Raw genomic sequence first — 13,510 nt, 5'->3', positions numbered from 1 at the left:
TTGCGGCGGGCCGTCTTGTCTCATCGGAAGCAGGACTGTACACAGCGATGTACAGTTGACTATGGCCGATTACGACAGTGTGCCGCTGACCGAGTTACGTGGTCAGCTCGGTAGTGTTTTCGACGGGGTGTCCGTGAGCGGACGGCCGGTGATCGTGACGCGGGAGGGGAAAGAATTGGTCGCGGTGGTACCTGCTGAGGTGTTGCGGCACGGGGCGTTGCCCCCCGCGTACTTCAACGATGATCTGCGCGAGCAGATCCTGGGCAAGCTCGACGCCAGGATCACCCAGCATTGCGCGGAAGACATCGCCGAGGCCGAAGCCAAACTGAGCAAGCTGATGGGCGCGCTGGACAGTCGCCAGTGAGCGTCGCCGATCACACCGCGCTCACCTCGCTGGCATTGTCGCCGCTGTTCGGGCAGGTGATCATGCGCCAGTTCACCCAGCAGCGCCGAATCCTGGTGGTGCCCACCGTGAGTCTGATGGCCGCGATGCGCGCTGTCGACAACATCGACGAACTCGGGCGACTACTCGACAATCGCGTTGCCGTGCGCTGGGCCGAACTCGACGCGCCCACCGCCATCCGCATCGGCACCACGGTGCCGATCGCCGACGACCACCTCGACTGGCCGCTGATCGCGCCCGTGGTGTTCACCGCGCAGAATCTGGACATGCCGGTCCTCACCGCCAAACCCGAGCTGTATCGCGGCTACAAAGTAGAGATCGCGAACATGCCATAGCCGACCTCTCGAGGTCCTGAACTCGGCTTTCCCCGGGGTAGTGATCGAGCCCACACCTGCTGTCGGTACGGTGCACAGGCGGTCGGCAGCTAGCACTCCCGACCGACACACAGCGGACGAATTACCCGGAAAAGCAGTACCAGGAACACTCTAGGAGAGCTGGTTATGCATCATCTGAGTTTCATGCGTCGCTTCACCACCGCGGTAGCCGTCACCTCGGCCGCCGCCGCCATCGTCTTCGCGGGCCCCGCGGTCGCGGATCCGACGCCACAGACTGTCGACGTGGCCTCGGCCGTCGCGCAGCTGCGCACGACAGTGGCGGACAATCCGGGCGCACTCGCCGCCCTCGACAAGCTCACCGCCACCGGCACCGTCGACGTCGCACTGCCCGCGCAGCCGTACCAGATCCCCGCGACCTCCGATATCGGCCAGAACGGCGGCGGAGCCGGGGTATACGGCTCGGGCATCGCCCTCGATATCGACGGCTTCCGCTTCGGCTTCTTCGGCGGGCCAGGCACCATCTCGCCCAATCAGGCCGGCGCCAAGCTCGAGGTCATGTGGCTGAATCTGTCCAGCGGGCAGAGCGGCACCGCGGTCCTGACCGAACACCAGGACGTGCCGGTCGACACCACCATCCGCACCGCATCGCTGAACACCGGCGGCGGGCTCATCGTGGCCGCGGTCTTCGGCAACCTGTGGCACCGCTGGTCCGTGCCGGTCAGCGAGGCGCACCCGGACGGGTTCGCCTACCAGCTCGGCACCATCCAGCAGCCCTCGTTCGGCGCTGTCACGCGGTAACTTTCGGCCACCACGCACCCCGGGTCCACTCGGTCCCGGGGTGCGTTGTCGTTTCGATGATGCAGCGCAACAGCTTCGGTGTGGCGTAGGTTGACCGGCGTGGAGGAACTGGTCGACCGACTCGAAGAACTGGAACGCCGCGTTGCCGCCCTGGAGAGCGCGCGACCCGAGGACGCGCAGCTGCCGTGGGCGGTGGCCCGGCTGCGGCAGGAGTTCGCCGACGCCGGGCAACGCACCGGCGGTGTGCTGCTCGCGGGCGCGCTGCAACTGCCGACCGGCGAGCGATTCGACTGGCAGGCCCAGTACGCCACCGATGCCATCGTCGGCGATGTATGGACCATCGAGGCCGCCAATTGCCTTGCCGCACTGGCGAACCCGGTGCGACTACGACTGTTGCAGGAGATCGTCTACGGCCGAAGGACCGCCGCCGATCTCGCCGCCATCGAAGAGCTCGGCACCTCGGCCGACATCTACCAGCATCTGCGCCAGCTCGCCGCGGTCGGCTGGTTGCAGACCGCGGGCCTCGGCCGTTTCGAGGTGCCGGAGGGCAGGCTCATCCCGCTACTCGCCGCGCTGGCGGCCGCGCAGCGCTGACCTGGGCGGCGTCTTCACAAGATGTCCTAATTGTCCGGATAGACTACTGTGACGCAAGGCACATCGACTGCTACGGTGAGCGTCGAGTGATCAATGCAGCGGAGGTAGTCGAGTGAACGTGTCACATCTGCTCGAAAGCGTGAAGGCGATCGGCGTGCTGCGCGCACGCGGTGTCTCTGATCCCAAGAAGCCGCTGGAGACCCTGCGGACGATGAAGGAATCGAAGATCTACGGCCCGCAGGCCACCCTCGTGCGCCATTCGGCCCGTGTCGCCCCCGATCAGGTGGCCCTCGTGGACGAGCGCGGTGAACTCACCTACCGCGAACTCGACGAGCAGTCCACCGCCATCGCCCGCGGCCTGCGTGAAGCGGGCATCGGCGAGGGCACGGTCATCGCCGTGCTGGCCCGCGATCACCGCGGCCTGATCATGTCGATGATCGCGGCGGGCAAGCTGGGCGCGCGGATCGCGCTGATGAACACCGGCTTCGCCAAGCCGCAGTTCGCGGAGGTCTGCGAACGCGAGAACGTGCGCGCGGTACTGCACGACAGCGAGTTCCTCGCCCTGCTCGACGCGCTGCCCGCCGACCTGCCGCGCTACCTCACGTGGGTCGACGAAGGCACCGCGCTGCCCGCCGGCGCGACGACATTCGACGACCTCATCGCGAACAACGCCACCGAGGATCTGCCCGCGCCGAGCAAGCCGGGCGGCTTCATCATCCTCACCAGCGGCACCACCGGCCTGCCCAAGGGCGCACCGCGCACCAAGGTCACACCGATGGCTACCGCGCAGTTCGTCGACCGCGTGCCCTTCCCGAGGCGGGGCACGGCGATGATCGTGTCGCCGATTTTCCACAGCACGGGTCTCGGCACCTGGCTGGTCAACTCGATCCTGTCGAACAAGATCGTCATGCGCCGCCGATTCGACGCCGAGGCCACCCTCGCCGCGATCGCCGAGCACAAGGTCGAGATGCTCGTCTGCGTGCCGACGATGCTGCACCGGATGACCGAGCTGCCGCCGGAAGTCCGCGCGAAATACGACCTGTCGTCGCTGAAGGTCATTCTCTTCGCCGGTTCCGCGCTCACCCCTGAGCTGTGCATCCGCGCCACCGAGGCCTTCGGGCCGGTGCTCTACAACCTCTACGGGTCGACCGAGGTGGCCATCGCGACCATCGCGAACCCGGCCGAGCTGGCGGAAGCGCCGGGGACGGTCGGCCGGTCGCCGATCACCTGCGAGGTCCGCCTCTACGACGACCAGGACCAGCCGGTCCAGACGCCGGGCGCCCGTGGCCGGATCTTCGTGCGCAGTGGCGCGCCGTTCGAGGGCTACACCGACGGCAGGCACAAGCAGATCATCGACGGTTTCATGTCCAGCGGCGACATGGGCCATTTCACCGAGACCGGGCTGCTCATGGTCGACGGCCGCGATGACGACATGATCGTCTCCGGTGGCGAGAACGTGTACCCGCAGGAGGTCGAGAACCTGCTGGTCGAGCGGCCCGAGATCTTCGACGTGGCGGTGATCGGCGTCGATGACCAGGAATTCGGAAAACGCTTGCGCGCCTTCGTCGTTCTCGAAGAGGGTCAGGCGATCGAGGCCGCCGAGATCCAGGCGCACGTCCGGGCGAATCTGGCCAGGTTCAAGGTGCCGCGCGAGGTGATCTTCCTCGACGAACTGCCCCGCAACGCCACCGGCAAGATCGTGCGCCGCACCCTCATCGACTATGAGGTCTCACAGGGATAAGCCCGAGGTTACTACGGAGTAGAGTACGGCCGGATCGCTTGCTAGTGTTAGCGACAGCACTGGATCTCGAAGACGCGGTCCGGCCTGCGGTTCCGCGCGGGCTCGGTCTGCCGGAAGGCTGTTCGATGTCTCTGTCTCTGCCCGCGCTAGGTACCACCGCCCGACGTGCGGGTGATCTCGCGCTCGGCGTCAAGGTCATGGTGGATCGCAAGCTGTTCAACCCGCTGCGCCTCGACCACGCTGCCCGTTCCTTCCGCAATGTCTCGAAGTTCGGCCCGTTCGCCGGCGTCGTCATGCATGCCGCGCAGAGCAGGCCGCAGGCGGGCGCGATCGTCGACGAACTGGGTGAGATCACCTTCGGCGAACTCGACGCACAGGCCAACGCGTTCGCCCGCGGCCTGCGCGCCAGCGGGATCAGCGAGGGCGACGTGGTCGCCGTGCTGGCCCGCGACCATCGCGGCATGGTGTTGAGCCTGCTCGCGGCGGGCAAGCTCGGCGTGCGCGCGGTGCTGATGAACACCGGGTTCGCCAAGCCGCAGTTCGCCGATGTCGCCGCCCGCGAGAAGGTCAAGGCGGTGCTGCACGACAGCGAGTTCCTCGACCTGATGAGCGCCATCCCCACCGAGATCCCGCGCGTGCTCACCTGGGTCGATGAAGCGCACGGAGCCGACCCGTCGATCCCGACCGTGGCGTCGCTGTCGGCGGGCCGTTCCAACGCCGCGGTCGCCGCGCCGAGCAAGCCCGGCGGCATGGTGATCCTGACCAGCGGCACCACCGGCACCCCCAAGGGCGCACCGCGCGACAAGGTGAGCCCGTTCGCCTCGGCGCAGTTCGTGGATCGGGTGCCGCTGCCCAACAACGGCACCATGATCATGGCGGCGCCGATCTTCCACGGCACCGGTCTGTCGCAGTTCACCCTCGGGCTCGCCCTCGGGAACCGAGTCATCTTCCAGCAGCGCCGGTTCGATCCGGAGCAGACCCTCGCCAATGTGGTGAAGTACCAGGCGGATTCGCTGGTCGTGGTGCCGACCATGTTGCAGCGCATCCTCGATCTGGACGAGCAGATCCTGGCGAAGTACGACCCGTCGACGATGAAGGTCATCTTCGCCGCGGGCTCGGCGATCGCGCCCGACGTGGTGACCCGCACCCTCGACTACTTCGGTGATTCGCTCTACAACCTCTACGGGTCCACCGAATGCGCGGTGATGACCGTGGCCACCCCCGAGGATCTGCGCAAGGCGCCGACCACCGCGGGCAAGGCACCGGTCGGCATCCGGATCGTGTTGCTCGATGAGAACCGCAAGCCGATCACCGCGCCGAACGTCACCGGAACGATCTTCGTGGACAACGGTTTCGCGTTCACCGGGTACACCGACGGGCGGACCAAGGAGATGGTCGACGGGATGATGTCCAGCGGCGACGTCGGCCATTTCGATGCCGACGGGCTGCTCTTCATCGACGGCCGCGACGACGACATGATCGTCTCCGGCGGCGAGAACGTCTTCCCCCTGGAAGTGGAGAACCTCATCGCGGGTCGCGCCGACGTGTTCGAGGCGGCGGTCGTCGGTGTCGACGACCACGACTACGGCAAACGCCTGCGCGCGATCGTGGTGCCCGGCCCGGAGTCCACGCGGGATGCCAAGGAGATCAAGGACTTCGTCCGCGAGAACCTGGCCCGCTACAAGGTGCCGCGCGAGGTGATCTTCGTCGACGAACTGCCCCGCAACGCGACCGGCAAGCTACTGCGCAAGCCGCTGATCGAGATGGCGGTCGACGCGGACTGAGCAGGCAACCATAGTCCGCCCGATCGTTTCGGGCGGGCGATGGCGGTCGACTATCATCAGCGCGTGATCATCGGGTTCGAGCAGGCGTCCGCGCCGTCGCGTGCTGTCGGCGCGCGGCTGCGTGGTGCCTGCGCGGGTTCGATGTCGGGTGCGCTGTCGTTGGCCGCACACGGCGTGGCGGCCGGTGGGTCGCTGCCGGGTAGCACGGCGATCGTGTTGCTGGCGGCGGCCTCGGCCGTCGTCGGCGCGCTCGTCGCCGGGGTCGGCCGGCTGCGCGACGGTGCGCTCGGATTGGCGGCGGTGCTGTTGGGCGGTCAGCTGATCGGCCACTCCACGATGAGCTGGTCCGGGCATTCGCACGCGCCCGACGATTCCCTCGGGCTCGGCATGCTCACCGCCCACACCGTCGCCGCGCTGCTCGCGGCCGTGGTGATCGTCGGCGCCGAGGCCGCGTATCGGATCGGCAGCGCCGTTCTGGCGCGCATCCTGCCCCTGCGCTACCGCACTTCTCGCATCCCCGACCCGGCGCCGTTGCGCCTGGTCCACCGCGATCGCGTCATCCTGCGAATCTTCGCCACGCAGTCGCTGCGCACCCGCGCTCCCCCGCTCGCGATCGGTTTCTGAACTCTCCCTCACCCAGTGCACGGACTTCGTCGTGCGCTGCCCGCGCGCATCAACTAGGCGACGAGTTGTCGGCACCGGCTCCCAAGCCCGCGCCTGCCGCGTCCGCTCGTGCCTGCTCGATGTGACCGACGCTGCTCGATGTGACCGCTGCTCGATATGACGGGGCTGCTCGATATGACGGGGCTGCTCGATGCGGCCTCTCGATGCGAGCGAAGCGCGCTCGAGCGGCCGCGATTCGTCAGCGCCGCGCGACGAAAATGCCGGCGCACAGTCGATCCACGGTGCCCGCGAGGTCAGCGTCGTCTCCGCATCCGCGCGGCCGCACCGTGGGCTGTCGCCGATTCCGGCGCACGGCCGGATACGCCTACGCGCACTGGGTTCCAGCACTCCAGAAATGAATCATCATGAGCATCACGGACACCCGTCCAGCTGAGGAGAACTCCCCCTCGGCACCGCCGGCTTCCGGTGGACGTCCACGTTCCGGCTCGCGCCGGGCCCTACACCTCTATCCGCTGGCCCTGCGCCTGCATTTCTACGCGGGGATCTTCGTCGCCCCGTTCATCCTGATCGCCGCGCTCACCGGCGCGCTGTACGCGATCGCGCCGACGATCGAAAGTTTCGTCTCGCGCGACCTGCTCCAAGTCGACACCACCGGCCCCGAGCAAGCCCTGTCGAGCCAGGTGGGGGCGGCCGTCGCGGCCCGTCCCGATCTGACGCTGGTCGCCGTCGCCCCCGCGCCGAACGAGGGCGACACCACGCGCGTCCTGTTCAACGATCCGACGCTCGGCGATTCCGAGCGGCTGTCGGTGTTCGTCGACCCGCACACCGCCCAGCCGGTGGGTGAGTCCGTGGTCTACGGCAGCGGCGGCGCGCTGCCGCTGCGCACCTGGCTCAGCGAGTTCCATCGCAGCCTGCACCTGGGCGAACCCGGCAGGCTCTACAGCGAACTGGCCGCGTCGTGGCTGTGGGTGATCGCGCTGTTCGGGCTCGTACTGTGGGTGCATCGGGTGCGGATGCGGCGCGAGCGCAGGTCCGCGCAGTGGTTGCTCAAGCCGGATCTGTCCCAGACCAGGCGTCGAAAGATGAACTGGCACGGCGCGATCGGCGTCTGGATCCTGCCCGTGGTGCTGCTGCTCTCGGCCACCGGTATGACCTGGTCGACCTATGCGGGCGAGAACGTCACGAAGCTGCGCGAAGAACTCAGCTGGACCACGCCCGCGGTGAGCGTCGCCCTGCCGGGTGCCGGGTCCGCGGCGCCCGCGCCGAGCGAACACCACAGCGCGGGCCACATCGCCCCGGCACCGGTCGATCCCGCTGCCCAGATCACGCAACTCGATCGCGTCTACGAGGTGGCCCGCGCCAACGGCATCACCCAGGGCGCGGAAATCGCCATCCCGGCGACGCCCACCAAGGCCTTCGGAGTCAAGGAACGGCGCCTGCCCGGCACCTATACCGTCGATTCGCTCGCCGTCGACGGGTCGACCGGCACGGTCACCGACCGACTGGCGTTCGCCGACTGGCCGCTGATGGCCAAGCTCACCAACTGGGGCATCGCCTTCCACATGGGTCTGCTGTTCGGCCTGGTCAACCAGCTGCTGTTGCTCGCGATCATGGGCGGCCTCGTCACCGTGATCGTGCTCGGCTACCGCATGTGGTGGCAGCGTCGACCCACCCGGAGGGCTGCTCTGCCAGTCCCGCCACGGCGTGGGGTGCTGCGCCGCACGTCGCCGTGGATCACCGTCCCGCTGGCCGGTTCGGCGGTGGCCCTCGCTTGGTTCATCCCGTTGATCGGGGTGAGCTTGCTCGTCTTCCTGCTCATCGATATCGCATGGGGACTCGCCGCGCGTGCGGAGAAGGTGTAACGCATGGCTAACTATCGAGGAAACATCCCATGTAACCCATGAACCTCGATGATCGGAGCTTCCCTATGAGAACCTCAGCTCGTGCAGTTGCGATGTGCCTGGCCGCACCGGTCATCGCCGTCGCCTTGACCGGTGTCGCCGCTGGTACCGCCGCCGCTGATACCGGCTGCCAGGGGTCGATGAACGGCCCGTGGGCATTCAACGGTGGATGTTATGGCGGCGAGGGCACCTACCGGCTCGAGGTCGACTGCATCGGATACAACATCGCGCCCTTCGCCGTCGGGCCGTTCACGATCCGCCAGGATCTGCCCGTCGGCCAGGCGGGCACGGTGGCGTGCTTCGGTCCGAACTGGTCCAGCGCAGGCTGGGCTGTGGGTTCGCGGATCTTCCGGCTCTGACACCGCGCTGCGCGGACGGGGCCCCTAGGATCCGATGATGCCGCTGTCCCGTCGACAACTCCTGCGTACCGGCGTGACAGGTTCGATCGCCGCGCTGGTCGGAGTGTCGGCGGTGAGCAGTGCGAGGTTCGCCGCGCCCCGGTGGCTCGGCGAACCGTTCTCGCTCGGGGTCGCGTCCGGCGAACCGACCTCGGACGGGGTGGTGTTGTGGACGCGACTGGCTCCCGATCCGCTCGCACCCGACGGGTACGGCGGGATGACGGTCGACGCGGTGACCGTCGACTACGAGGTCGCCGAGGACGAACAGTTCACGAAAGTGGTGGTCAGGGGATCGGCGCTGGCCACCCGCGCGTTGGGCCACAGCGTGCATCCCGAAGTAGCCGGGCTGGCACCGGATCGCTGGTATTACTACCGCTTCCGGGCCGGCTCGGCGATCTCACCGATCGGCCGCACCCGCACGGCGCCGCCACCGCACAGCCCGACCGAACGGCTCCGGTTCGCCTTCGCGTCGTGCCAGTCGTGGAGTTCGGGCTACTACACCGCCTATGAGCATCTCAGCGCCGAAGACCTCGACCTCGTCGTCCATCTCGGCGACTACATCTACGAAACCTCCTGGATCCTCGCCCGCCGCGGTGCGCACATGCCGCCGCAACTCGCCGGCGAGGCAGTGGATCTGACCGGCTACCGACTGCGCTACGCCCAAGCCAAAGGCGAAGCGCCGCTGCAAGCCGCGCACGCGGCGTTCCCCTGGCTGGTCACCCTCGACGACCACGAACTCGACAACAACTGGGCCGGTGACAGTCCCGGCCTCGGACTCGACGTGTACCGCCTCCCGCCCCTGTTCCGGCGCCGCAAAGCCGCCGCCTTCCAGGCCATGTACGAGCACCAGCCGATGCGACTCGCCCAGCTCCCCGCGGGCCCGTCGATGCACTTGCACCGGCGCTACCGGTTCGGCGATCTGGCCGAGTTCACCATGATCGACACCAGGCAGTACCGCACCCCCCAGGCCTGCGGCGACGGCTCCGCGGTGATCGGCTGCGCCGACCGGTTCGCCACCGACCGCACCATTCTCGGTGCGGCCCAACGTGACTGGCTCGTCGATGGGCTCGCCACCTCGAATGCCCGCTGGCAGGTACTCGGCAACCAGGTCGCCATGGCCCAATCCGACTACGACCCGGGCCCCGACCTGCTACTCGGCACGGATGCGTGGGATGGCTATGTCGCCGACCGCAATACGGTGCTGGCCGCTGCCGCCGACCACGCTGTCGACAACCTGGTCGTGATCACCGGCGACCGCCACGAGAACTATGTCGCCGACCTACGCCGCGACTATGCCGATCCCGAATCCCCTGTTGTAGCAACCGAGTTCACCGGTACCTCGATCAGCACCGGCAGCGACGGCGCCGACCTCACCGACGCGGGCCGCACGCTGCTGGCTGCCAACCCGGATATGAAGTTCTACAACCGCCAGCGCGGATACGTCCGCGTCGACCTCGATCATCGTCAGTGGCGCAACGACTTCCGCGTCGTCCCGTATGTCAGCCGACCGGGCGCACCGATCACCACACGCGCGAGTTTCGTTGTCGAGGAAGGAATCCCGGGCGCCATCGAAGCGTGAGGTTTCCCGGGCCCTTCGCACTGAACAACAACGTTCAATCCAGTTTGTGCGCACCCGCGGCGGGCTCGACGGCGAAGACGCTCGGCGGGGCGAAACCGGTGGTGGCGAACCGATTGATGATGTTCTCGGCGACCTGGTCGGCGTGGTCGACCAAGGCGATGATGCTGCCGCCGAAGCCGCCCCCGACCATGCGCGCACCGTAGGCGCCCGCGTCGAGCGCCGCTTCGACAGCGAGATCCAGGGTGGGCGCGGATACTTCGAAGTCTTCGCGCAGCGAATGGTGCGAGGCCGTGAGCAGCTCACCGATCGCCCGCGGGTCCGCACCGGTGCGTAGCCGGTCGGCGACCGCGAGCACCCGCGCGTTCTCGCTGACCACGTGCGTCGCGCGGCGGCGCAGCAGTGGATCCCGCAGCCGGAGAAGGTCTTCGGCGGTGGCCTCGCGCAGGGCGGGCAGGTTCAACGCGTCGGCGGCGGCTTCGCATTGCGCTCTGCGTTCGGCGTACCCGCCGTCGGCCAGGTCGTGCGGGTTACCGGTGTCGGCGACGATCAGCGTCAATCCAGCGGCATCGAGATCGAACGGAATCTGTTCGGCACCAGCGGTTTCCTTGCTGACGAACGCGCGGATGTCGAGGAACAGGGCGTGGCCTTCGGTGCACAGGATCGAGGCGGACTGGTCGAGCAGGCCGGTCGGCACGCCGGCGAAACCGTTCTCCGCCGCCCTGGCGATCTCGACCATGTTCCGATCGGTGAGTTCGGGCGCGAACAGATCGCGCAGCGCGATCGTCACCGCGCAGCACAGGGCCGCCGACGAGGACAGGCCGGCGCCGATCGGCACCGCGCCGTCGAGTTCGAGATTCACCCCGTCGACTCGATGACCGCCGCGAACGAACTCGTCGACGACGCCGAGCGGATAGCGGGCCCAGCCGGGCAACCGATCCCGTTGCGCCACGAGTTCGCGCACCCGCACCTGAACGACGTCGCCGGGCCGCTGCGCCGAGGTGAGCCGCACCAGCCCGTCACCGCGTGGCCCGGCCGCGCAGACGACGCCGAGCGATAGCGCGATGGGCAGCACGAACCCGTCGTTGTAGTCGGTGTGCTCGCCGATGATGTTGACCCGGCCCGGCGCGATCCATTTGTCCACCCGTCTGTCCCTTCCGCTTCCTGCGACGATGCCACCACCGAACACCCGCGACAGACAAGCGTGGGATATCGGGTGCCGAATCGGTATCCGGCAATGCTCGCAACGCATCGACAGCGGGGCCACGGACGTGTCATGATCGACTGAGTTGTAAAGGTTTTGAGCGTCGGCGCTTGCCGGCTGGGGATAGTGCTCGAACAACAACACTCGGTGTTCTCGGCCGATACTTCGAGTGATTCACCGGCCTTCCATTCGATCGACGCTCGTCGCGTGCGCAGCAAGATCGAGGGGGGCTGATGACCATCAGCGAGACACGCTACGGAAGCCGGCGACGGTGCGCGGTGCTGCTCGGCGCGGCGGGGGCCGTGCTGCTCGCGCCGTTATCAGGTGGCCGGGCGCTGCCCTTTGTGCTGCTCGTCGTGATCGTCGCGGGATCGCTGGCGATGATCGGGTACGGCATGTACAGCCATCGGCCCACGCACCGGCTGCCCTGGTATCTCCTGGCCGCCTCGGTTCCGCTGTTCGCCACGGGCACCGCGATACGCGCGCTCGGGCTGCATCCGGGCTGGCATCCGGTCGACGATCTGTGCACCTTGGCCGCCTCGCTGTGCCTCGGCCTGGCCGCCGTCGGCTGGCTGCAGCCGCACAAGCTCCGTAACGCCCGTGACCTGTGGCTGGACTCGACGCTCATCGGACTCAGCGCGCTGCTGGCGTCGTGGACGTTCCTGATCTCGCCGATTCTGCGGCACGGCACCGGGTTCGTCGATACCGCGCTGGCCGCGAGCTATCCGGTGATCCACGCCTTGCTGGCCACCGTGCTCGGGCATTCGCTGGCGACAGTGGTTCGCTCGGAGACGTCGCTGCGGTTGTTGCAGGCGGCGCTGATCGCCGTGCTCATCGGCGGATTTCTCGAAAGCCTCACTGCCGCAGGCACAATCGCGGTAGATCCTGAGTTCGCGGTGGTGCCACAGCAGTGGGCGTATCTGCTGGCCGGATTGGCCGCGGTGCAGCCGACGATGGGCGCCCTGCGCGACGCCGAGGATGTGGGACCGCATCGATCGCGGCAGCGGGCCGGGATGATCGCGGTGGCGCTGGTGGCGGCCTCGCTGGTCAGCGTGGTCGGCGCCGACCTCGGGGTCCTCGACCGCGTGGTGATCTGTTCGCTGCTCACGATGCTGCTCGTCGGGGTGCTGGTGCGCAGCGAACGCGCCATCGCCCGCAGCATGCGCAGTGAACGCCGAGCCCACTACCAGGCCGACCACGACCTGCTCACCGGCCTGTTCAACCGCGCCGCCCTGCTGCGCGCACCACACCGGTACCGCGAGCAGTGGGCCGGAAAACCGGTGTGCCTGCTGTTCATCGACCTCGACGGCTTCAAAATGGTCAACGACAGCTACGGCCACGCCGTCGGCGACGAACTCATCGCCAACGCCGCCTCCCGCATCCGCCGCACCACCACCAGCGCCGACCTCACCGCCCGCTACGGCGGCGACGAATTCGTCGTCCTCGCCCCCCGCACCCGCACCGAAGCCGCGGTCCTGGCCGAACACATCCTCGGCGCCTTCATCCGCCCCTTCGAACTGAGCTGCGGCGAAATCCCCATCACCGCCAGCATCGGCGTCGCCTGCCTGACCACCCGCCCCACCGAGACAACGATCTACGACCTCATCCGCACCGCCGACGCGGCGATGTACCACGCCAAGGAATACCGCCTAGGCCTGAGCTTCCACGACGAGCTGAGAAAACCAACCCCCCGCCGCCCCCATCTACGAACTACCAACCCCGCCAGCACCGCGGTCTAACCCCAAAATCCGCCATGACCGCACCCCCACAACACGCCCGAAGTCCGCAGCCCTACCGCACTCCTAACCACACCCCACACCCCGAAGACCACAGCGCTACCGCGCCACCAGCCACCCCAAGACCGCAGCCCTACCGCGCCACCAGCCACCCCAAGACCGCAGCCCTACCGCGCCACCAGCCACCCCAAGACCGCAGCCCTACCGCGCCACCAGCCACACCCCACACCCCGAAGTCCGCACCCCTACCGCACTCCCAGCCCCACCGTGCACCCCAAATCCGCCATGACCGCACTCCCAGCCCCGCACCCGCGACCCATAGGGAGCGGCGGCCACGAAGTGGCCGGTCCGCGGCCGGGTCGCCGGTTAGCGCTCGAAAGCGCTGAGCCGAAGGCTCTAGTCTCGAGCGCTAACCG

Annotated in this window: 12 protein-coding genes; 11 read left to right on the top strand and 1 reads right to left on the bottom strand. The window is 68.0% G+C overall.

The window, feature by feature from the left end:
- Positions 1-61 precede the first annotated feature (61 nt).
- The 10 genes from ACFWO8_RS19825 (at position 62) to ACFWO8_RS19780 (ending at position 10,157) form a co-directional block, all read left to right on the top strand.
- Positions 62-364 (top strand): type II toxin-antitoxin system Phd/YefM family antitoxin, encoded by a 303-nt coding sequence (locus ACFWO8_RS19825; RefSeq protein WP_378953030.1) that lies wholly within the window; start codon positions 62-64, stop codon positions 362-364.
- Positions 361-738: a hypothetical protein gene (locus tag ACFWO8_RS19820; protein ID WP_378953027.1), complete on the top strand. Its 378-nt coding sequence runs from the start codon at positions 361-363 to the stop codon at positions 736-738. The genes ACFWO8_RS19825 and ACFWO8_RS19820 overlap by 4 nt, the downstream gene beginning before the upstream one ends.
- 165 nt (positions 739-903) lie before the next feature.
- Positions 904-1,536 carry a hypothetical protein gene (locus ACFWO8_RS19815; protein ID WP_378953022.1) on the top strand — a complete coding sequence of 211 codons (633 nt, stop codon included), beginning with the start codon at positions 904-906 and terminating at the stop codon, positions 1,534-1,536.
- A 99-nt stretch (positions 1,537-1,635) separates the two neighbouring features.
- The gene (locus ACFWO8_RS19810; RefSeq protein WP_378953019.1) at positions 1,636-2,130 is read left to right on the top strand and encodes a helix-turn-helix domain-containing protein; all 495 of its coding nucleotides are present in this window, start codon (positions 1,636-1,638) and stop codon (positions 2,128-2,130) included.
- Positions 2,131-2,242: 112 nt separating this feature from the next.
- Positions 2,243-3,871, top strand: coding sequence for an acyl-CoA synthetase (locus tag ACFWO8_RS19805; RefSeq protein WP_378953016.1), 1,629 nt, complete (start codon positions 2,243-2,245; stop codon positions 3,869-3,871).
- Positions 3,872-3,996: 125 nt separating this feature from the next.
- The gene (locus ACFWO8_RS19800) at positions 3,997-5,655 is read left to right on the top strand and encodes an acyl-CoA synthetase (protein WP_378953013.1); all 1,659 of its coding nucleotides are present in this window, start codon (positions 3,997-3,999) and stop codon (positions 5,653-5,655) included.
- 63 nt (positions 5,656-5,718) lie between these two features.
- Positions 5,719-6,279, top strand: coding sequence for a hypothetical protein (locus ACFWO8_RS19795; protein ID WP_378953010.1), 561 nt, complete (start codon positions 5,719-5,721; stop codon positions 6,277-6,279).
- 404 nt (positions 6,280-6,683) lie between these two features.
- Positions 6,684-8,141, top strand: coding sequence for a PepSY-associated TM helix domain-containing protein (locus tag ACFWO8_RS19790; RefSeq protein ID WP_378953007.1), 1,458 nt, complete (start codon positions 6,684-6,686; stop codon positions 8,139-8,141).
- Between the two features lie 65 nt (positions 8,142-8,206).
- A complete protein-coding gene (locus tag ACFWO8_RS19785) occupies positions 8,207-8,539 on the top strand; it encodes a hypothetical protein (protein ID WP_378953004.1) in 333 nt (110 codons plus the stop codon).
- Positions 8,540-8,576: 37 nt separating this feature from the next.
- Positions 8,577-10,157, top strand: a complete 1,581-nt coding sequence (locus ACFWO8_RS19780; protein ID WP_378953001.1) for an alkaline phosphatase D family protein — start codon at positions 8,577-8,579, stop codon at positions 10,155-10,157.
- Positions 10,158-10,191: 34 nt separating this feature from the next.
- Here the strand turns inward: ACFWO8_RS19780 and galK are convergent, their stop codons facing one another.
- Positions 10,192-11,298, bottom strand: a complete 1,107-nt coding sequence (gene galK, locus ACFWO8_RS19775) for a galactokinase (protein WP_378952998.1) — start codon at positions 11,296-11,298, stop codon at positions 10,192-10,194.
- 293 nt (positions 11,299-11,591) lie between these two features.
- On the opposite strand from galK, the gene ACFWO8_RS19770 reads away from it, so the two are divergent.
- Positions 11,592-13,097 carry a diguanylate cyclase gene (locus ACFWO8_RS19770; protein WP_378952995.1) on the top strand — a complete coding sequence of 502 codons (1,506 nt, stop codon included), beginning with the start codon at positions 11,592-11,594 and terminating at the stop codon, positions 13,095-13,097.
- Positions 13,098-13,510 lie beyond the last annotated feature (413 nt).

The sequence above is a fragment of the Nocardia sp. NPDC058480 genome (genome assembly GCF_042720495.1).
In the GTDB taxonomy this organism is placed as follows: Bacteria; Actinomycetota; Actinomycetes; order Mycobacteriales; family Mycobacteriaceae; genus Nocardia.
This window is presented reverse-complemented; position numbering and strand designations above follow the sequence as displayed.

Excerpts from the sequence above, each read along its gene's own strand:
- ACFWO8_RS19785 (WP_378953004.1), top strand. The coding sequence starts at position 8,207 with ATGAGAACCTCAGCTCGTGCAGTTGCGATGTGCCTGGCCGCACCGGTC.
- ACFWO8_RS19790 (WP_378953007.1), top strand. The coding sequence starts at position 6,684 with ATGAGCATCACGGACACCCGTCCAGCTGAGGAGAACTCCCCCTCGGCA.
- ACFWO8_RS19825 (WP_378953030.1), top strand. The coding sequence starts at position 62 with ATGGCCGATTACGACAGTGTGCCGCTGACCGAGTTACGTGGTCAGCTC.
- ACFWO8_RS19815 (WP_378953022.1), top strand. The coding sequence starts at position 904 with ATGCATCATCTGAGTTTCATGCGTCGCTTCACCACCGCGGTAGCCGTC.
- ACFWO8_RS19800 (WP_378953013.1), top strand. The coding sequence starts at position 3,997 with ATGTCTCTGTCTCTGCCCGCGCTAGGTACCACCGCCCGACGTGCGGGT.
- ACFWO8_RS19780 (WP_378953001.1), top strand. The coding sequence starts at position 8,577 with ATGCCGCTGTCCCGTCGACAACTCCTGCGTACCGGCGTGACAGGTTCG.
- ACFWO8_RS19770 (WP_378952995.1), top strand. The coding sequence starts at position 11,592 with ATGACCATCAGCGAGACACGCTACGGAAGCCGGCGACGGTGCGCGGTG.